Raw genomic sequence first — 19,813 nt, 5'->3', positions numbered from 1 at the left:
AGCCCCCACACTTATATGTGCAGGGGCTGAGTAAGCTAACTAATACTATTTATCTAGTTTCCAGTGCGGTTGATCTCATCCAGGTTGATGTTGCGTTTCTTCGCTTCGAATGCCTTTCCCTTTGCAAAGTTGTAGCGCAAGTTCACGCGTATGCTCTGGGCACCCTGGTATTGGTCAATGGCATTCAGGTTGCCGTCGAGCAGGGTTTTTACGCGTAGCTCACGGGTTCTGAAGATGTCAGTGGCGTTAACAGACAGTGTCAGGCGATCGTCCATGAAGGTGCGCTTCAGACCGGCATCCAGCCACCACTGGCTCTTGATCTCGTACAGACCGTACACCGCAGGACCCTGGAAGCCGGCGTTCAGCTCCATGCGCAGATTCTTCGGCAGCTGGATGTTCTGATTGGACTGCAGGAAGAACAGCACCTGGTCATTCACAACGTTTTGTGCATTCACGTCTTTGGTATAGCGCTGGTAGGCCAGTGTAGCAGTGTTGTTCATCTCCCACTTGCCGGATAGCTGCACCGGCGCTACCAGCGTACCATACACGTTCTTATAATTCTCAATATTACGCTGCCCAAACACGGTGGTGTTGTCTTCGCTGTTGTAGGTTGGAATCTCACCGATAAAGTCAGTTGTAACCGAGTAGCCGAGCATCAGGTTGTAGCGCTGCTTCAGTGTCTGGGTCACCTCAAACGAGTTGGTGTATTGCGGCTTCAGGTTCGGGTAGCCCTGTGACCAGGTATAAGGATCGAGGTAGAAAATGAAGGGGTTAAGCTGGCCATAGTACGGACGGTTGATGCGGCGGCTGTACTTGTAGCTCACCTGATAGTCGTCACTCACTTTCTGCTGCAGGAACAGGCTCGGGAACAGGTCGAGGTAGTCGCGCTTGGTAATATCATTCAGTGTGATGGAGTTGCCTTCAGAAACAGTCTGCTCAGCACGAAGGCCTGCCATGATCTTCCAGTTCTCGCTCAGCTTGCCGGAGTAGTTGGCATAGCCTGCAAAGATGTTCTCAGTATAGACAAAGTGGCTGGTGCGGCGAGTGTCCAGCACCTGGCGACCGTCAGTTATTTCATAAAACAGCAGTTCATTGTCTGATACCACATGGCTGGCTTTAACACCAAGTTCCAACTTACCGTCCTTACCCAGTTTTTTGCCGAAGTCTACTTTTCCTGACAGGATATCGTAGCCGGTTGGGTTGTAGCTGGTCAGGTGTTCCTGGCTTACCAGCTCATTGCCGTCCAGGGTGCGCTGTGTGTTCTTGAACACGAAGTCTGTCTCGTCGGTGATGCGGGCATAGTCGATGTCGGCTGACAGCGTAGTGCCCAGGGTATCGAGTTTGCCATTGTAGTGCAGGTTGAAAGTACCGTTGCGGTAGGTGCTGGCATGCTCGTTTGTAGCAGATATCTGACGGCTGTTGGCGGCAACTGGGCGGCGCAGGATAGACTCTGTGTTAAAGATACCCTCGTTGCTATTGTAGAACAGGTTGCTCATGAAACCCACACTGTGGCGGTCGTTGATATCGTAGTCGGTGCCAAGGCGCAGGGTAGGGGCGATGCGCTCGCGCTCTTCATAGCCTTCCTGGTCAAAAAAGCTGCTGCCGGCCGGGTCGTTGAAGATGCGCTCCATCTCCATGTCGCGGTAGTTCATACGGCGGGCAAAGTCCAGTCCGGCTGTGGTGTTCCACTTGCCTGCTTTGTGGCTTAGGTCAAAGCCTGTGTTGTACGAGTGCAGGCGGTTGTACTGGTAGCCGGCATACACGTTGCCGTTCATACCAAAAGACTCGTTTTTCTTCAGGTTGATGTTGATGATGCCGGAGGCACCTTCCGCATCGTAGCGGGATGAAGGGTTGGTGATGATCTCCACATCCTTCAGGTTCTCCGCCGACATGCCCTGCAACAGGTTCTGTAGTTGCTTGCCAGACAGGTAGGACTGCTTGCCATTGATCATGACCTGCACGCCGGGCTTGCCGTTCAGGGTGATATTGCCATCCTGGTCCACCCATACGCCGGGAGATTTCTCGAGTACCTCGTAGGCTGTGCTGCCCTGTGCCAGCGCAGTACCCTCTACGCTCACTACCATCTTCTCAGCGTCGTTGGTAATGGTAGGACGCATGGTCTGGATCGTTACTTCCTTCAGCGTCTTCACATCAGGCTTCACCTGCAGTTTGCCGAAGTCACGGCTAAAGTCAGGCCCTGTTACTTCAAACACCTCGGTGGTCAGGGGCAGATAGCCCAGGCCGCTCAATTTCAGCTTATAGCTTCCCTTTGCAGGTGTTTTGATGCGGAAGCTGCCATCCATTTCTGCTATGGCACCAGTCACGACTGCATCAGTAGAAGAAGAGAGTACGGCGACGTTCACGAATCCCAGGCCTTCGCCTTTCTCGTCCAGCACGGTACCTGTTAGCCAGCCTTCATTCTGAGCTAATGCACTGTGCGCCAATGCTGTGAGGATAAGCAGGAAGAAAAATTGTAATGACTTTTTCATAGTAGTATTTTGTTAGCGTGTATGGTAATAGGATGATGTAAAGCTAGTCTATAGTACTTTGTTATGCAAGGTACTGTTTGATATATTATATGAATCACCTGAAATTATCCGTTAACAGCTCAAAAATTCCGACGAACGAAATTCAAATCCGGGAAATTTCGATGAAGGAGGGGAGGGGTTGGTCCGCCTGATGATTTTGCTAATAGAGGCTTATTGGAGGGCAGGGGTTGCTCTGGTGCACCACATTTTTTTGACAAAGCAAAAAAATACCTGGTTACCCTTACGGATAGCCAGGTGATGTTAGCCGGGCAAATGAATGTGTAACTGTACTTTACGCTAATTCGCTAACGGACAGAGGCGATCATATTGTTTTGGGTGCTTTCTTTTGATCAGGCGCAGCATATAGCGGAATACGAAATAGTTTTCCCGCTTACGCTCCTCCTGGCCAAGTGATTTTCGGTAGTCCAGCGTTTCCAAGAGACTGGCAGTATCCTGGTAGAGGAGGTAACTATAGACTTTAAAAAAGCACTTTCGCACGCTTTTCTGCTGTATTTCTGTACCCGTAACTTCGACCAGGGCTCTTCTCAAATTGTCCATTTTCAACGCCTCTATATTATAATTATCTATTATTTACTGCATATTCTCATGTTTAAAGCTCAAAGCTACCAGTTGATGTGCAGAGATAAAATGACATTTATCACTTTAATAACCAATGTATTATGGAATTGTAGATGCTACTATTGAAAGGCATAACAGGCACAATGGGTTCCGTTTACATTAAAATAGAGTGGGTTAGATAACAGAATTGTCATTTTTACACAATAGTAACAACAGCCTAAGTATTTTCACGTTATATGAATATATCAGTAAATAATAGACTGTTATATAGATATGAAATCACCACCATACCTTCAAGTGCATTATGATCCGGAGCAGAGCTTGATTTCGAGCCATTGGCTGCGGGTCGTAGACAGTGCCGAGTACCGGCAGGCGCTGGTAAACATCTGTCAGCAGCTGTATAAATCTAATGCCCTGACCTGGCTGGTGGACTTCAGCCGTATGACAAGTCCTACTATACGCGATCAGAACTGGACCATTGAACTGCTAAGTCACAGTTTACCCCACACCAAACTCCGCAAACTGGCACTTGTTCTTCCTGACGATCTTTTCCTGGAGGTCGTGGTAGAGAAAGTAAGCTACGGTTTGATGAGCATGTCTAATAACAAAGTGCAGATAGGCCACTTTACCGACCCGCAAACAGCTCAACAGTGGCTGGCAGCCTCAGGCGATCCGTGTGAGGGCCTCTTCCGTTACGCTTCCTAGCTAAATCTGCTGATCACCTGAAATAATGGTAAATACACCACAACGCAGGGTGTGAGGAAGAATTTAGTGGGTAAAAGGGAGATTACAGGTAAAATTTCTGAATTAAATTGAAAAAATTGAGGATTATCATGAAATATTCATGAACTTTTTAAGAAGAGTTCATGTAATGAAATTGCTATTAACTTATAATCCTTTGCACATACATTACTATGAAAGAGCTTGAGAGAATCCAAAAGGCACTACGGCACAGCAACACCCTTGTACTGAAAGACCGTGAAAAGAAGGTAGAGTGTTCTTTTATAAAGGAAGGACTGGTTTACGACAATTTCCAGATTGAGAACAACGTACTGGCGACAGCCCTGCAGGAAGCAAGTCTGAACGGTATCGTGGAGGGCTTCCATTTTGAGCGTCTCAAAAACACCTACGAGTGGTTTGCGCTGCGTGTGAAATCCAGGATGCTTTTAGATACTCTGAAATAGTTAATTCCCATAGCTATAGAAAAGGCCCTTTGCTAGACGCTGGCAAGGGGCTTTTTTATGCGCCTTGATAAAGGTAACCTATACAGTGCTCATGTAGTACTGTGCTGTATGACCTTATCCATTTCCTTTGTCATTCACATGTTCCTGCACCTGGCTGTGCCGCTGGCATTTGCAGCTTTATTTTACAGAGAGCAGTTCACCAGGGCTTCTCTGATCATGCTGGCAGGTCTGGCCATTGACGCTGACCATCTGCTTGTCAGACCAATTCTCGACCCCTGGCGCTGCAGCGTGGGCTTCCATTTATTGCATCAATACTGGCTTATACCTCTTTATGTAGTCCTGGCCCTTATACCCAAAACCCGGCTGATCGGGCTCGGACTTGTCATCCACATCTTCCTCGATTGGATTGATTGTTATATGTGATGGAGTGATTTTATGGATGGAGAAATTTATAAAAGCAAAAGGGCTGATCAGTTCCTGATCAGCCCTTTTGAAGTAGATGGGATTATGGTAAGTGCTCCTGGAATTTAGAATGCATTCTACCTGCGTGTTTCCTGCAGATTTTCAGTCACGCAATCCTCCACTCACACAACCCAGCATTCATTTATTAATTGAACACTTCCTCGTTACTGCCGCACTTGAGCATGCTGCTGCCGAAGTATGGGTTGCGGATTTCTGGTTTGGTGCTCACCCAGTAGGCACCCTGGTTGTTGTTTACCATCGGGCAATGCTGGTAGTATACTTTCTGGTCGGTGGCGCCAAAGGCTTTGGTCAGGGAGAACACAGCTTCTGACAGGTCTTCCAGCTGGTTGCGCTGCTCGCCCAGGTCGTTGGTGCCGGCAATGGCAGCGGCGGCATTGCGTACTTTTTCAATCTGCTCTTCAGCAAATTCTTTCTGCTCAGGTACCTGCAGTGTGGCAACCGGCATGGCGTTCGCTGAGGTCAGCACGGCATTGGCAGCTTCTTTGGCCGCCTCCGGGTCAGACTCCACCATGGCGTCTTTCAGCACGATGTACTCGTCCAGCATCTGTGACAGATTACGTGTCATAGGCTCGGCTACTGAATCAAAAGTAGGTGTTTCTACTACCACAGTACCTGTGGCAGGCATATTATCGCCGTGCGCCATGCCATCATGGTGCTCGTGGTCATGCTCTTCAGTAGCATCAGCCTGCTGCTGGTTGTTGTCCGATGAACAGGAAGCGAAGGCAAACATAGCTACCAGCGCTGCGAAGAATGTTGTCTTTTTCATAATGGTTTATTAGGAAATAGAAAGGTTGGTTACTAAAGTGAAATAAAACGGATGCCCCGGTCGGGCTCTCTTTTTTGCAAAGTTAAGCTTTTTGGCGAAATGAAGGTAAAGGGGCTGCTTTAGCCTTGTAGTTGCTTTTACGTATCTTTGAACAAATCAAGTTTTAGAGATGGTTACGATCTATCATAACAACAGATGCAGCAAGAGCCGCCAGACGCTGGAGCTGCTGCGCGAAAAAGGAGAGGAGCTCCAGGTGGTGGAATACCTGAAGGACACACCTTCCGCACAGGAACTGAAAGCAGTGCTGCAGAAGCTGGGCCTGAAGCCAGAACAGGTGCTGCGCAAAGGCGAACAGGTATACAAGGACCAGTACGCTGGTAAGAGTTATACCGACGATGAGTGGCTACAAATTATGGCTGAAAATCCGATCCTGATCGAGCGCCCTATCGTGGTGAAAGGTGACAAAGCAGCTATCGGGCGCCCACCAGAAAAGGTGCTTGAGATTCTTTAACAGCTAGTTGACAGGTATAAGGTATAGCGGCTATACCTCATACCTGCTGCTATACCTGCTTGCCTTAGAAAGGATAGCCGATGGCGATGTTCAGCACGACACCGTGTTCGCCGGGGCCGGGGTTGAAACCGAACTTGAAATCATCGAGGACGAAACGCTCGCCCTGCGGCAGGTAGGGCACGCGTACCGGTATACCCAGATCAAAGCGGATCACAAAGAACTCGATGTCAATTCGCAGGCCGAAGCCGGTGCCCACCGCGAGCTCCTGGATAAGATTGCCTGCCTGGAACTTGGGTTTGTCCAGATTCCCATCCTGGTCGTAGGTCTCGTTGATCAGCCAGATGTTACCGGCGTCCACAAACACAGCCCCTCTGAAAAAGCCGAAGATCGGAAAGCGGTACTCAGCATTGGCTTCCAGCTTGATATCCCCCACCTGATCAAAAAAGGAGAAGGCTTGCTCGTCCGGTACGTTGTAAGTGCCCGGCCCAATACTACGTGCCCGGAAGGCCCTGATGCTGTTCGGCCCGCCGATCGAAAACTGCTTCACATACGGCATGGTGCGGGAGTTGCCATAAGGGTAGCCCACACCGGCTATCAGTCGGGTAGCCAGCTGACTCTGCTCGCTAAAGTTGAGGTAGTAGCGGAAGTCATTGTCGATGCGGGTATACTGCGAGTAAGGCTGGTTAAATATCGTGCGGGGAGGCACCGGCGGGTCCACCTCGTCGTCGCGTTTCTCATTGCCCAGCAGCGACTGCACACCACTTACCAGGTTGCCCGATACATCCAGTGTAGTGGCGTTGAAGAACTGGTGCGTTTTCCGCTCAAGAGCCAGGGTGCTAAAGGTATGCTGGTAAATGGAGCCGATGATAAACTGCTCCTCAAAGCTGCTGCGCAGAAAAGGGTTGCGGGTAAGCAATGAGTCAAACTCAGGTGTTTGTTTTCCCAGGCGCACATACTGCAGATTGATCGGGGTGAAGTCGTGCGTGATCGTCTGCTTCGGACGCCAGTTATACCCGTAGGAGGCGTTGAAGGAGTTCATCTGGAAAAACTGCACCCTGTTCAGGAAATTGTAGCCCAGCGTAATGCGCGTCTTGGGCACAAAGGCTGATCGCAGGTTGGGCAGGTTGAAAGGCGCCACCAGCCGGGGGAAGGTAAGGGAGGCCTGCGCCCCAAGTTCGTAAGAGTTCAATCCGGCCGGATTCTCAGGGTTTTCTTCGGAACCGCTGACCACCCGCCGGCCGCCTACCTGGTTTTCAAAGCGGCCTGTCAGGTCCAGCGTGAGCGTCTCAGACCCTCTGAACGCATTCCGGTTACGGAAAGAGACCGTGACGCCCGGTCCGGCCAGGTTGTTGGATTTGCTGACCATTTGCGCCTCTGCCCGCAGCGACTTTTTCAGTGCCGGCGTCATGAAAACAAATGCATCCAGGCGGTCTTCTTTCAGCGTGTCGAGCTCGTACCGCAGGTTGACAAACTTATAGGCACTCAGGCCAGAGAGTCTGCTCACGGTAAGCAGGTGGTTGCGGCGGCTGTATACACTGTCCTTCTCCAGAAACAGGCCCGGCACCACATGCTTCGCCCGCACGTAGTTTTCGTTCGGGATGTAATTGTAGGCGTCGAAACGGAGGGTGTCGCTCACCGACAGGCTGTCATTGATGGTAAAGTTGGAGTTGATGAAAATGTCATCGATCCGGTATGGACGAAGCGCCTGGGAAGGGCTATCCTGCTTCAGGCGCAGGAGCACATCCACCTCCTTGTTGCCTACCGTGGTGTCGGCACTGAAGATGAGCATATTGGGAGCGAAGAAGTAGTAGCCCCTGTTCTTCAGGGCCTGGTCGATGCGGGCACGCTCCGCTATCATTTTATCCAGGTCGTAAGGCTCTCCTTTTTTGAGCACGGAGTTTTCCTGCATCCGCCTGATCTCAGCATGTATGGGCAGCGAGTCGCTGGCGGTATACGAAATGTTGCGGATGCGGTAAGGCTCGTGCACGGTGGCGGTCCAGGTGATGGAGGCTTTTTTCTTTTTGATGGTGGTGTCGCTCTGTACGGAGTTGTGGAAATAGCCCCGGTTGTGCAGGCGGGCCTGCATCACATCATTGATGCTGGAGGTGTCCACCTCCGAAAGCAGCACAGGCGGTTCGCCGATCTTGTTCTGGATCCAGTTTTTCAGGCCCTTCTCTTTCTCGGTATAGAAGGCATTGTAGATCCACAGTTTAGGACGCATGCCAAGTATAGAAGCATTGGGCTGCGGGCGTACCGTGGCACTCAGTTCAGTCTCCAGTTCGCCGCTGCGGTTACTGCTATCCTGCTCATCATTTATCTTAACATCAAAACCTGCAAATAGGGCGTCTCCGTCTGGTACTGTCTTCGTGCTGCTACAACCGGGCAATACCCAGCTCAACGCCAGACATAAAGCAAACAGGGTATAGCGTAAAGCTGCTGTCATATAGGGTTTGTTTCTATTCTTCTTTGATGACTTCTTCTACTTTTTCTTCGGCTTCCTGCTCTTCCTTGCGCTTCTCCCGCTCATTGAACTTGATGGCTTCCTCCATACGGCGCTCCTCTTTGCGGGCTTCGCGACTCTCCAGGCTGCGGAACAGGTCGGAGAAGTTGTCGTAGTCGCGCACAAAGATCAGCGCCAGGCCGGTTGCCCGCACATCGCCTTCCAAAAAGCCCTCGTACTGGTTGCGCTGGAAGCCGCGCACCCGCAGCCTGCCGTCTTTGGTGATGGAGTACTCTACGGACACGTCGCCACCGAAGCCGCTCATGTTGCGCTGCTGTGGCTCACGCTGTCCCTCCAGTCCTATGTCGGTACCTACGCGCACGGTCAGGCGGTCGTCGAGGAACTGCTGGCGCATAGCCACATTCAGGTCGGTGCGTCCTTCGGCAGAGCCGGACGAATAGTCTTCATACGAGCTCACGCCCAGCTCCAGACCAAGACCGCCGGCATAGCGGTTGGAAAGCTGGTTCAGCTGATCCGACATCACCTGGCTCAGGGAGTTGCGGGCAGTCGCTGCCAGGCCGCCGCCAGAGCTGGCCAATGGATCAGGGGCCAGGAAGCGCCCCAGCACCAACAGCGCAAACACCTGCTTATTCATCTCCGACTCATCCTGGCGCAGCGTGCCGAGCATACTTTCTACGCTGCCGTCCATGGCGCCGCGTTCTTCTTCTTCCAGCTGAATGTCAAAGCCGATTTCCGGCTGCAGCATCTCACCTGTCAGGTTCACATACACCTCAAAAGGCAACTGGTTTCGGAAGCGGCTATCTGCCTGCTCCATACTTCCTGTCTGGGCTGCAAGAAGCTCCATGGGGGCAGTCTGCACCCGGTAGATCGCCGTGATCTGCATGTCGGCCATCATCGGGTCGCCGGTCCAGTTGATGTAACTGCCTTGGGTAATGTCCAGTTGCCGGGATACCAGGTCATAGAAGTCCATGCTATACCTGCCCTCTGTGATCTCGTAGCGGCCGCTCATGCTGATCTGTCCGCTTGGCGTAATGCCGATGTAGAGCGGGGAGGCACTGCCACGCACGACCAGGTTGTCGCCCGTGGTCGGGTCTATCACAATCGTGATGGTCGTGGCATCTGTCACCGTGATCTGCGCATCGACGTTGGCACCCACAAAACCCGCACTGGTGGTATTATCCTCTTCTTCACGGCTAAGTATGGCGGTAAGGGAATCGTTCAGAGCAACAAACTCTACTACACCCTCCCGCTCCGCTGCGGCCACATCATCGGCGGGTATTACGGTGGTAAAAGTAGAGTTGTCCAGTACTGTGACAAATACCTCGATATTCGGCTCCATCATGCTGCCGGTGATATTGGCCTTCAAAGCCATTTGCACATTGCCATAGAACAGGTCGTTGTCATTGGCGGTGGAATTCATGGCCAGGAAGCGATCTGTCTGCGCACGCAGGTCGAAGGTATAGTCAGTATAGTTCTGCGTCAGGATGCGGCCGTTGATGTCGAGGGTGTTGCCCAGCGAATCGGTGAGGGTAAAGTCACGCATGCTGATGCCCTGCTCCGTAAACTCCAGTCGCTCGTTTTGAAGGGTATAGGGCGTGTTGAGCATCGTCAGGTTGAACTGTGCCTGGTTAAAGTCGAGCGCCCCGCGAATGTTTGGTTGCTCCAATGTACCGGTAATGCGCATTTTGCCGGAGGCACTGCCGTCCAGATCGTCTACCATACCTTGCGTGAAGCCCCCGAACGAGGCCAGGTTCAGATTGGCCACATTGGCATCCAGGTTGAGCAGGCTAGCATCGGGCTGCATCTCATAGAAGCCAGTCACCAACACCTGGTTGCCGTTGCCGGTAAGTGCTATGTCCAGGTTGTAGCGGTTTTCTCCGGCCGTGTTTGCTTTCAGGGCAATATCTCCTACCGGTATACCTGTATAGGCGAAGTTGGACAGGGTCATGTCGGCCGTGAAGCCCGGGTTGCCGGCCATCAGATCAGTGACGGTGGCGGTACCGTTCAGCACACCGGTCATCACGCTGTCCTGCTGTTGGAAAGACTCCATGATATAGCCGATCTCAAAATTGCCAAACTCCACCTGCAAAGGGGCATTCGGACCAACAGGACCCGTGCTATTGAGGAGCACGTAATTGCCGTTGCGCTCCAGCCGAACGTTTTGGGCGTAAAGCAGATCGGTGTCGAACTGCAGGTAATTGTCCTGCGGTACAGACCAGGGGTCCCCATTGATCACCAGTTGCTCCGGGTTAATGGCAAAACGGTAGCCCGGGCCCAGGCTGTTGAGCACACCGCCGATCACAAACTGCTCCACGCTGTCGAGGTCAGCCATGGCCAGTCGCAGGGTCATGTCATTGTCGCGGGCAGCTCCGTCCAGGCTGACATTGTTGATCAGCAGCGAAGGCGACCGGATCTCGCGCACGCCGAGGCTGTAGCCCATCTGCTCCCGGTTACCCCGTACCTGCAGGGCTATATCGTGTATGTTGTAGTCGGTATAGACTACCTGTCCAACGTTGGCATCCATAGCGAATTCCTGCGTTTCCCCGTTGTAGGAGGCTGTGATTGGACCATCGACCTGCAATTGCTCCAGGTCAGGTACAAAAGAGGCAATGATATCCGGACGGCGCAATTGTACTTCAGCCTCAAAGTCGCCCAGGTTCAGGTTAGCAGGGAAAGGCGGGTCGGGTTGGAGATCAAAGTAGGCAGAAAAGTGCTTGGCGAGTGCAGTGGGCAGCTCAGCCAGATCGTTGGTAAAGCGCATATCGGCATCCGCTATGCTGGAGTTAAGTGCAATGGCTGTACCTGGCATATTCTGCTGCAGGGTTAATTGGAGCGAATCGATTGGGTAGGAGACACCCTCCAGGCGCACCCGCACGTTATCGCCTTCCAATGTGCCGCTGATGTCACTGGCATCGTTACCGGCAAAGCGACCGCGCAGCTGGCCCCTGATGCCCAGGTCATCTTCATAAAAATTGAGGGCTTTCAGGTCTACGCCTTTCAGGTCCAGGTCAAAGACATACTCACCCCGCTCTTCATTGCGCAGGTTAAAGTCGCCTTTCAGGTCAAAGTTCAGGTTTTCGTCTCGGGCGCGGGCTGCGACATGGTACAGGTTGCGGTCGATGCGGGCATCCACATCCACATTGTTGTAGGCGTAGTTGTTGTAGTTTGCTTCTTTGATGCGGGCCTGTACATCGGCGCGCATGGTTTCTGGAGTTAATCCAGTTCCTCTCGCGGTAGCCTCAAAAGCCACACGCCCCACGCCGTAGTCTTCCGTAAAGAGCTGCCCCAGGTCAAAACCTGACGTTCTGACCGTCGCCCGGAATGGCTCAGCTCCGGCCGGTCCCTGGTCCATGTCCACCACGGCGTTCAGGTTGCCAAAAGAGCTGTTGATGGCTGCATTCAGATCAAAGTTGGTGAGGGTGCCGCTATACCTGCCCGTCATGCTCAGGTTGTTCGGGATTCTGATCTCAGGCGGAATCGTGCCCGGAGGAGCGAGGGCCAGGATGTCGGTGCGGGTAGTCGCCATGCGGTTGATGTCGAGGTCCATGGCCAGCCGGTCCGGGTCCATCGCATTGCGCACATTGCCGCTCACATTTACGGCAGTGCCCTGCAGACCCGCCACCTGCAGCTGCTGTATGTTGATGTTGTCCAGACGCCCTTGCGCACGACCGTCAAGGCGTATCGTAGTATTCGCAATTTTGCGGAACGATGGGTTATCGGCAAGGTCAGGTGCAAAGTACAGGGCATCCTGCATACCGATGCGTGAGTTGTCGATGTCCAAATCCAGTCGAACAGCGTCCAGGTTATCGGTCAGATCGTCCCAGGAGGTATAGCGCAGGGCCAGGTCCTTGCTGATGCGGCTGTGTCCGGTCTGCAGGTCGAGGTTAGCCAGCCGGGCATGAGTGGAGTCGAGCGTGATATCCGATTGGAAATTATTGACCCGGAAGCCGCTCTGTTCTTCAAGCTTGAGCTGGTTGAGCTGCATGCCCATCTGGTTCAGGCTATACCTGATCTCCTCCGCATCCATTTCGATGTTGGAGAAGCGCAGGTGGTTGTAGTCCATACCACGGGCCTGTCGTGGCGCATCGGCATTGTCCATACCTGCCTCCAGGCCGCTTACGTTCAGCTTGCCCAGGTTCACCACCCAATTCACGGGCTGTCCCTGTGTTTTCTCTACCGACTCGTCCAGTTTACGCACTGTTTCTGCCGGGTTCACCGCCAGTGAGTCAGTTGGCTTCAACTTTTCCTGCACATAGAGCACCTTTGAGTCGTGCAGGTCGAAGCTGCGCAGGTCAATGCGGGCATTGGGCAGGTCAATATTGTCTACTGCCAGTTCTGATTTTCCCAGCTTGAGCTCAATGCGTTGGTCGGCGGGTATACTTGCATAGTTCAGCGCAAAGTTCTCAACTTCCACACCGTTCAGACCAAAGTCAAAGGTGATGGGCTCTGAGGGTTCGTCAGGCGGAAGCTTGGTTTGCACATAATTTATACCTGTGTTTCGCAACTCAATATTATCGAGACGGTAGATCTCCTCTTCCAGCTTGAGCTCTTCCATAGTGGTGGTGAGCTGGCCTACTCTGGCCCTGATGTGATTGCCGCCTGCCTCGTCGTTGAAATTGACATATACATTCTCCAGGTTAATCAGACCCAGGTCTATTTGCATTCCTCCAGTTGTGTCGGCGGGTTGAGCTGCGGTGGTGTCGGTCGCGAAGGCCTCCGCCAGAAAATCGAAATTGGAAGTTGAGTCGGGCCGGATGTGCAGGTTGAGGGTAGCCTGCTGCAGGTCTATTTTGCTGATATTCAGCTCACCGCTCAGCAGTGACCAAAGTTTGATGTCCACCCCAAGGCGCTGGCTGTACCAGAGCGTGTCCTGCTGCTGGTCTTCCAGGTATACATCCTCCAGCACAACGGCATTGCGCCAGTCTGTTTTAAAACGCCCGATTTCTACGCGGGTGTCCAGCATGCCGGCCAGGTATGAGGCCCCTTTCTGAGCTGCGAAATTCTGCACTTTCGGGATTTGCAAAGCGATGATGATGAGCAATAGCAGGCCCACTACAATGGCAAGGAACCAGAGTATCACCTTGGCAATGGTTTTTCCGATATGTTTAGCTGATGCGATATGGAGTTAGTTTTACTGTTTGACTTTACGAAAGATTGCTAACAAGGATAGAATTTTTTACTAATGACTATGGCACATGCCTTGGTACGCCATAGTAGGGTTACAAGAATGCGGCAGCTATTGTTTTGGCCCTTGGCAGGAAGAAGGTAGGTATATTTAGTAAGTGGTGTGATGTAAGTAGTTAAAAATCAACTAACTGAATGAGGTTTGAGTACAATAAAACGTTGGTTTTTTTGTGTATGGCCATGGATGAGTCTGCTATACCTCCGGGTTTTAAGGATATGTTGGGTTTTGGGTTGGTAGAGGCTTTACTGGGCCGTCGCTCCCGTCGTTTTTTTATGGGGGCGGAAATCCCTGATGGCGTGTTTGCCTACAAATCGGAAAAGGAGCCGATGCCCCTCTCTGAACTGGAGAAACTGCTCGTGGTGACGGCCTGTGCCGGCAACACGGGTTGGCACAACATGATCTACCGAGCGCAGCGTTATGCGCCGCATCTCTCCAACTATGCGGCTGCAGCAGGAGGGCGTACTTTTCCCTCAGCTGCCGGCTTCCATACCTCCATGACTTTCTTCACTGACGACTCCGGTGTGTATGTCGTAGACAACCGGGATGCGCCGGCCTCAGCAGACAGGGCGGCGGACGGATCCCTGGATCTGGATGAAGTGGTGCAGGCACTGCGAAGTCGCATCAAAAAGCTGCAGAATAGCCGCCTGAAACTGCCCTCCGAAGTGCCTTTTGTGGAAGCGCATAACACCTGGGTCACCAATAAGCCCGGTACGCTCCTGGTGATACCCGTAGCCGACCTGGCCCAGCACGTGCTGCTAGCAATCTGCTATATGCTGCAAAACGGACTCGTACTTTACGATGACATCCACAAGCAGGCAGTACCAGGTATAGCGCAATTCAAAAACCTGGTGAATGTGAACAATGTGTGGCCCATCACTTTTGTAGAGCAGCTATCACTTGCCGAGGTATGCGCGGAAATGGCTACTTCCTGCTATGCAGGGACGTTGCTGCTGCAAGCTATGGGGCTGGGTGGCTGGATGTATGATGGCATAGACCCCTTAAGTGTGCTGGGGGCAAGCGGTGTGGCCGGTGTGGAAGGGCTCGGCTTTCGCTACGATACAGATGAACGCTGGCCATACCCCAATCCGACCGGGCTGTCAGGTATAATGGAAGGCTATTGTCCGCCTCACTATCCGGATATGCGGGCTGCCGTGGAGGCCGTGTGTGAGCGAAAATTTGGAAGGGAGGGACCTTTTGATCCGGCAACACCTGGACCCTGGCGGGAGAGTGCTAAGGTTAGGGGAGCGGCCCAGGTACACGATGAGTCATTCCGGGAGTGCGTGGCGCTGCAGGCACAGTATGTGTTCGACACCTTCGGCAAGTTTCCGGGTACGGTGCCTTCTATGTTTATCTGCACCTACCTACAGGCGCATCACCTGGATCTGGCTTTTTATGACAAGTTCTATCAACCCGGCGCCTACCTGCACACCCATGCCCGGCACATGGCGCAGTGGCATCCAGTTATGCCATCATAACATTGTAGCGGCTATACACCCCCATCAGTTCGCCCAAAGCGAGTACATGCGGACCTATCACACGGAGTAGTGCCTGCCTGCCGGTGCCTTCTTTGATGTTCAGCATCACATCCAGGGCGTAAATTCTGTAATAGTAGTGGTGCAGTCCCTGTGGCGGGCAGGGACCGCCATAATGCAGCTTCCCAAAATCGTTGGTCCCCTGTATACCAGGCACAACCCCTTCCTCGATCAGGTTTGTAGGAGGCACATTCCATACCAGCCAGTGTGTCCAGATGCCCCGTGGTGCGTCGGGGTCCTCCACGATGATTACCAGGCTTTCCGTGTACTTTGGCAAGTTCCTGATCTCGAGCTGCGGACTGATGTTCTCACCGTCGCAGGTATAGCGGATCGGTATTCGCTCCCCCTGCGAAAAGGCAGGACTTGTGAGGTATAGCTTTCCTTGGGTTCTCGACTGCATAAAGTTTCAGTTACTGTATAGTATGAATGAGATTGCTGTCCGGGAGGCAGGGTGAACATGGCAGGAGCGTATAATCGGTATTTATATTTATATTGTAACTTAGTTTTTTTATAAAGGTTGAGTTTTTAAATAAATAAAAGTATAGTTTTACTAATAATCTTCTTAAATAGGCATAATTGTTACCTGAATAAGGCTAAACAAGGGTGGTTAGATAAATTTTACCAGGATTTTTCTTTAAACTATTGAGAATTAGCCAGAACCTATTAACTTTCGTATATAAGGCAACTCGGATAAAAAAAGCATGCGGTTATGGAGAAATTCATCATCTTAACAGTACTGGCGATTTATGCAGTGGGGTATTTGTTGTACTACATGTATGGCAAGGAAGACCGAAAAACCCGGAAGTATGATCGCTACCAGCTATAAATAAATTACTGTTTTTGTTTTCAGTTGAGGGTTTTGTGCGGAACTGTTACAGCATAAAAAAAGGTGCAGGATAAAGTCCTGCACCTTTTTGGCATGTATCAAATGGGAAATTCTTTTAACTAACTCGCTCTTCTTAGCTGCAGGTAGTTCACCAGATCATCAATCGAATACACCGGTACTTCATCCGGGATCACGACATCAAACTTTTTCTCTACTGCCAGTATAATATCTACCACGTCAACTATATCCATTCCATTTTCCCAAAGTCCTTTGGGGCCGGAAAGTTTATGTGGGGCGATTGCTTTTAATCTGCTTACCAGATTGATTACCTCTTTGTATAAGGTAGTTCTAGGATCTGCCATATGTTTATAAATAAAGGGTAATTTATTTCACGCTTTCCACCAGGCTCCTCCTGCCTTATATCGGGCAGGAGGAGGGGGAATATCTTAGTGCGCAAACTCGTGCGCCATCTTTCTTTCTTCGAGCTCTTTGGTTTCGTGCTCCAGCTCTTCCAGTGACTTCTCTTCCAGATGGATTACCGTCTTCTTGTCCATACCAAGCTTAGCCAGGATGCGGTCGAAGCCATAGTAGATGATCGGCACCACAATCAGGGTCAGGAACATGGAAGAACTCAAACCACCGATCAAAGCCCATGCCAGACCATTTTTGGTCGCGGCTACCGAACCACCCGCCAACGCGATCGGCAACATACCGATCACCATCGCCAGGGTTGTCATCAGAATCGGACGGAAACGGATTCTTACCGCTTCGATCAGGGCTTCTTTCACTTCCACGCCCTCGTCTTTGAGTTTGTTGGTAAAGTCGACCACCATAATCGCGTTCTTGGCTACCAGACCGATCATCATGATAATACCCAGGATGGAGAAGATACTCAGTGCCTGTTGTGCCAGTGCCAGGGCCAGCAAGGCACCGATGATCGCCAAAGGTATAGAGAACAGTACCACCAGCGGGTATACATACGAGTCGTACAGGGCCACCATGATCAGGTACACGAAGATGATCGAGGCCAGCAAGGCTACGCCCAGCGTACCGAAACCTTCGCTCTGGTTTTTCATGTCACCGCCAAACTCGTAGCTTACGCCTTTCGGCGCTTCCACTTCGGCTAGTTTCTCCTGAATCTCGGCACCGATCGAACCAGACGGACGACCAATTACCTGCGAGTTCACGTTCACGGAAGTTACACGGTTGTAACGCTCCAGCTGCGACGGACCGGTAGACTGACGGATGTCGGCAAACTGACCCAGGCGCACCAGCTGCCCCATGTTGTTCACGAATGACAGGTTGGCGATGTCGGTTACGCTGCGGCGGTCGAACTCGTCGAGGCGGATGTTGATGTCGTAGTCTTCGGTACCAGAGCGGAAGGTTACGTCGGAGTTACCGCTGAAGGCCAACTGCATGCTGGCACCCACGTTCTCCAGCGACAGGCCTACGTTGGCCATCTTGTCGCGGTCCACCACTACTTCAATCTCCGGGTTACCGCCTTCTACTGACATTTCCACGTCGGCCGTACCAGACACACTTTCTACCACACCCATTACACGCTGCGAGAAAGCCATCACACTGTCCAGGTTAGAACCTGAGATGATCAGCTGGATCGGGGCCTGTGAGTTACCTACCAGACCTACCGGCACTGGCGTCACTTCCACGTTTGGCAGTTTGCTCTCAATGTCTGCCTTGGCCTGGCGGCTAAACTGGTCGGTGCTGAAGGTACGCTCTTTCACGTCTACCAGCGTTACCGATACCTCTGCTTTGTAGGCCGTGTTCTGGCCCTGCTGTGCCGAAGAGGTAGTACCTACGGTAGTAAATACTTTCGATACCTCCGGGAAGCCCTCCAGGTATTGCTCTACCTGGCGTGTAGCAAAGTTGGTCTGCTCTACCGTCGCGTTCTTTGGCAACTCCAGCTGCAAGCTTACTTCACCACGGTCACCGGCAGGTATAAAGGCCGACCCGATAAAGCCGAGTGGCACCAGTGCAAAGGAGGCAACCAGCAAGATCATGGTCACGCCCAGTGTAATCAGCTTGTGGTTAAAGGCCCACTTCAAAGCGGCAGTAAAGCCATCGATAATGCGGTCCAGAACGCGCTCGAATGCCAGAATGAAGCGTCCGAAGATGTTCTTATCCGAAATGTGCTCCAAGCGTGAGAAACGGCTCGCTAAAAGTGGAATCAGCGTGAAGGCTACGAAAAGCGAGATCATCGTTGACACGGCCACTACCACCGCAAACTGGCGCAGAATGTCCGATACCAGACCCTCTGAAAGGGCAATCGGTATAAACACCACCGAAATTACGAGTGTGATGGACGTAACCGTCGCCATAATCTCGCGGATACCGTCGTAAGCGGCCTGCGCCGGCTTTTTGCCCATCTCCATGTGGCGGTGAATGTTTTCAATTACCACAATGGCGTCATCCACCAGAATACCCACCACGAGCGAGAGTGCCAGCAGCGACATCAGGTTAAGCGAGTAACCGAACAGGTACATGAAAATAAAGGTCGCCACCAAAGAGGCAGGTATAGAGATCATGACGATCACCGCATTTCGGAACGAGTGCAGGAAAAGCAACATCACTACGGCCACCAGAATTACGGCAATCATTAAGTCATGCAGTACCGAGTCGGCTGCCTCCAGTGTAAAGTCGGAGGAGTCGTTGGCAATGTTGAAGTTCAGGCCCACGTCGGCATAGTCTGTTTCCAACTGAGCCAGGGCTTCTTTTGTCAGACGGCTCACCTCCACGGCGTTCGCATCCGACTGCTTCTGAATGGTGATACCCACAGACGGGCTGCTGTTTACACGGGTCAGTACTTCAATGTCTTTCTGCGTGTCCTGTACTTCGGCTACGTCAGCAAGGCGTACAATGCCGTTGGCATCTTCACGCACAATCAGGTTGCGCAGTTGGTCCAGCGACGAAAACTTACCAGCCAAACGAATCTGTGTCTGACCGCTTTCCTGCTTGATCTTACCTGTAGGGAAGTCGAGGTTGGAGTTGCGGATCTTCTGCTGTACCTGTAGGATAGAGAGGTTATAGGCCTCCAGTTTGTTGGCGTCGATGTTTACCTTGATCTCACGCTCCTGGCCACCCAGAATTTTGATGGCGGCCATACCGGGTATGCGCGACAGCTCCGGCTTGATCTTCTTGTCGATCAGGTCGTAGAACTCGGTTGGCGACATGTTGGCCGTGGCCCCCATCTTAATGATCGGGAGGTCATCGAGGTCAAACTTGTTCAGCGTCGGCGACTCCGCATCATCTGGCAGATTGGCCAGGATGGTGTTGATCTTTCGCTGGGCGTCCTGCAGGGCCAGGTCCACGTTGGTTCCCTGGTTCAACTCCACCACAATAATGGAGAAACTCTCCAGGGAGGTGCCACGCATGGTTTTCACGTTCTCAAGTGCCGACAAGGCTTCCTCAATCTCTTTTGTCACTGAGTTCTCTACCTCGTTAGGCGAGGCACCCGGGTAGATGGTAGAGATGGTCAGCACCGGCGGGTTGAACTTCGGAAGAAGCTCATAGTTTAGTGCGCTATAACTCGCAACACCCAGTAGTGTGAGGACCGTGAAGACCACTACCACCAAGGTTGAGCGCTGTATAGATATTTTGGTTATGTTCATTTCTAAATGTTCTTAATGCTTTAATAGCGCGAGCGTCTTCGCTCGTTTTTGGTATCGTGCGGCCTTTGGCCGCTTGTAACTATCGGCTGGGCCAGAGGCCCCACTATAGTTAGTCACGAGCGAAGACGCCCG

At 52.0% G+C, this 19,813-nt stretch carries 13 protein-coding genes; 5 read left to right on the top strand and 8 right to left on the bottom strand.

Features of this window, described 5'->3' with window-relative positions; genetic code table 11:
- Positions 1–53 precede the first annotated feature (53 nt).
- Together Q1A54_RS08575 and Q1A54_RS08570 are read right to left on the bottom strand one after the other, a co-directional pair.
- A complete protein-coding gene (locus tag Q1A54_RS08575; protein WP_299986739.1) occupies positions 54–2,489 on the bottom strand; it encodes an outer membrane beta-barrel family protein in 2,436 nt (811 codons plus the stop codon).
- 336 nt (positions 2,490–2,825) lie between these two features.
- Positions 2,826–3,086, bottom strand: coding sequence for a hypothetical protein (locus tag Q1A54_RS08570; RefSeq protein WP_299986737.1), 261 nt, complete (start codon positions 3,084–3,086; stop codon positions 2,826–2,828).
- 294 nt (positions 3,087–3,380) lie between these two features.
- Between Q1A54_RS08570 and Q1A54_RS08565 the strand changes: the two genes are divergently transcribed.
- The 3 genes from Q1A54_RS08565 (at position 3,381) to Q1A54_RS08555 (ending at position 4,714) form a co-directional block, all read left to right on the top strand.
- Complete coding sequence (locus tag Q1A54_RS08565; protein WP_299986735.1) at positions 3,381–3,812, top strand: STAS/SEC14 domain-containing protein; 432 nt, start codon at positions 3,381–3,383, stop codon at positions 3,810–3,812.
- Positions 3,813–4,021: 209 nt separating this feature from the next.
- Positions 4,022–4,291, top strand: a complete 270-nt coding sequence (locus Q1A54_RS08560; RefSeq protein ID WP_196117617.1) for a hypothetical protein — start codon at positions 4,022–4,024, stop codon at positions 4,289–4,291.
- 108 nt (positions 4,292–4,399) lie between these two features.
- A complete protein-coding gene (locus Q1A54_RS08555; protein WP_299986733.1) occupies positions 4,400–4,714 on the top strand; it encodes a DUF6122 family protein in 315 nt (104 codons plus the stop codon).
- Positions 4,715–4,898: 184 nt separating this feature from the next.
- Here the strand turns inward: Q1A54_RS08555 and Q1A54_RS08550 are convergent, their stop codons facing one another.
- Positions 4,899–5,540 (bottom strand): DUF3347 domain-containing protein, encoded by a 642-nt coding sequence (locus Q1A54_RS08550; RefSeq protein WP_196117619.1) that lies wholly within the window; start codon positions 5,538–5,540, stop codon positions 4,899–4,901.
- Between the two features lie 169 nt (positions 5,541–5,709).
- On the opposite strand from Q1A54_RS08550, the gene arsC reads away from it, so the two are divergent.
- Positions 5,710–6,051, top strand: a complete 342-nt coding sequence (gene arsC, locus Q1A54_RS08545; RefSeq protein WP_299986730.1) for an arsenate reductase (glutaredoxin) — start codon at positions 5,710–5,712, stop codon at positions 6,049–6,051.
- Positions 6,052–6,115: 64 nt separating this feature from the next.
- Here the strand turns inward: arsC and Q1A54_RS08540 are convergent, their stop codons facing one another.
- Positions 6,116–8,494, bottom strand: a complete 2,379-nt coding sequence (locus Q1A54_RS08540; protein ID WP_299986728.1) for a BamA/TamA family outer membrane protein — start codon at positions 8,492–8,494, stop codon at positions 6,116–6,118.
- A gap of 13 nt (positions 8,495–8,507) precedes the next feature.
- Positions 8,508–13,601, bottom strand: a complete 5,094-nt coding sequence (locus tag Q1A54_RS08535; protein WP_366915799.1) for a translocation/assembly module TamB domain-containing protein — start codon at positions 13,599–13,601, stop codon at positions 8,508–8,510.
- A gap of 275 nt (positions 13,602–13,876) precedes the next feature.
- On the opposite strand from Q1A54_RS08535, the gene Q1A54_RS08530 reads away from it, so the two are divergent.
- Positions 13,877–15,172: a hypothetical protein gene (locus Q1A54_RS08530; protein WP_196117634.1), complete on the top strand. Its 1,296-nt coding sequence runs from the start codon at positions 13,877–13,879 to the stop codon at positions 15,170–15,172.
- Here the strand turns inward: Q1A54_RS08530 and Q1A54_RS08525 are convergent.
- The 3 genes from Q1A54_RS08525 to Q1A54_RS08515 all read right to left on the bottom strand — a co-directional run bounded on the left by Q1A54_RS08525 (position 15,159) and on the right by Q1A54_RS08515 (position 19,681).
- The gene (locus Q1A54_RS08525; protein WP_299986724.1) at positions 15,159–15,629 is read right to left on the bottom strand and encodes a YbhB/YbcL family Raf kinase inhibitor-like protein; all 471 of its coding nucleotides are present in this window, start codon (positions 15,627–15,629) and stop codon (positions 15,159–15,161) included. The two genes, Q1A54_RS08530 and Q1A54_RS08525, sit on opposite strands and share 14 nt — an antisense overlap.
- A gap of 545 nt (positions 15,630–16,174) precedes the next feature.
- Positions 16,175–16,417 (bottom strand): acyl carrier protein, encoded by a 243-nt coding sequence (locus Q1A54_RS08520; protein WP_007660653.1) that lies wholly within the window; start codon positions 16,415–16,417, stop codon positions 16,175–16,177.
- An 84-nt stretch (positions 16,418–16,501) separates the two neighbouring features.
- Positions 16,502–19,681 carry an efflux RND transporter permease subunit gene (locus Q1A54_RS08515; RefSeq protein WP_299986721.1) on the bottom strand — a complete coding sequence of 1,060 codons (3,180 nt, stop codon included), beginning with the start codon at positions 19,679–19,681 and terminating at the stop codon, positions 16,502–16,504.
- Between the last annotated feature and the right edge of the window lie 132 nt (positions 19,682–19,813).

Source organism: uncultured Pontibacter sp., from assembly GCF_947502515.1.
Classification (GTDB): Bacteria; Bacteroidota; Bacteroidia; order Cytophagales; family Hymenobacteraceae; genus Pontibacter.
Note: the sequence above shows the minus strand (reverse complement) of the source record. Positions and strands in the feature narration are given on the sequence as shown.

What these genes read in the sequence shown, in the direction of transcription:
- Q1A54_RS08560 (WP_196117617.1), top strand. Translation starts at nt 4,022, where the DNA reads ATGAAAGAGCTTGAGAGAATCCAAAAGGCACTACGGCACAGCAACACC.
- Q1A54_RS08555 (WP_299986733.1), top strand. Translation starts at nt 4,400, where the DNA reads ATGACCTTATCCATTTCCTTTGTCATTCACATGTTCCTGCACCTGGCT.
- Q1A54_RS08540 (WP_299986728.1), bottom strand. Translation starts at nt 8,494, where the DNA reads ATGACAGCAGCTTTACGCTATACCCTGTTTGCTTTATGTCTGGCGTTG.
- Q1A54_RS08530 (WP_196117634.1), top strand. Translation starts at nt 13,877, where the DNA reads ATGGATGAGTCTGCTATACCTCCGGGTTTTAAGGATATGTTGGGTTTT.
- Q1A54_RS08565 (WP_299986735.1), top strand. Translation starts at nt 3,381, where the DNA reads ATGAAATCACCACCATACCTTCAAGTGCATTATGATCCGGAGCAGAGC.
- Q1A54_RS08550 (WP_196117619.1), bottom strand. Translation starts at nt 5,540, where the DNA reads ATGAAAAAGACAACATTCTTCGCAGCGCTGGTAGCTATGTTTGCCTTC.
- Q1A54_RS08525 (WP_299986724.1), bottom strand. Translation starts at nt 15,629, where the DNA reads ATGCAGTCGAGAACCCAAGGAAAGCTATACCTCACAAGTCCTGCCTTT.
- Q1A54_RS08515 (WP_299986721.1), bottom strand. Translation starts at nt 19,681, where the DNA reads ATGAACATAACCAAAATATCTATACAGCGCTCAACCTTGGTGGTAGTG.
- Q1A54_RS08575 (WP_299986739.1), bottom strand. Translation starts at nt 2,489, where the DNA reads ATGAAAAAGTCATTACAATTTTTCTTCCTGCTTATCCTCACAGCATTG.
- arsC (WP_299986730.1), top strand. Translation starts at nt 5,710, where the DNA reads ATGGTTACGATCTATCATAACAACAGATGCAGCAAGAGCCGCCAGACG.
- Q1A54_RS08570 (WP_299986737.1), bottom strand. Translation starts at nt 3,086, where the DNA reads ATGGACAATTTGAGAAGAGCCCTGGTCGAAGTTACGGGTACAGAAATA.
- Q1A54_RS08520 (WP_007660653.1), bottom strand. Translation starts at nt 16,417, where the DNA reads ATGGCAGATCCTAGAACTACCTTATACAAAGAGGTAATCAATCTGGTA.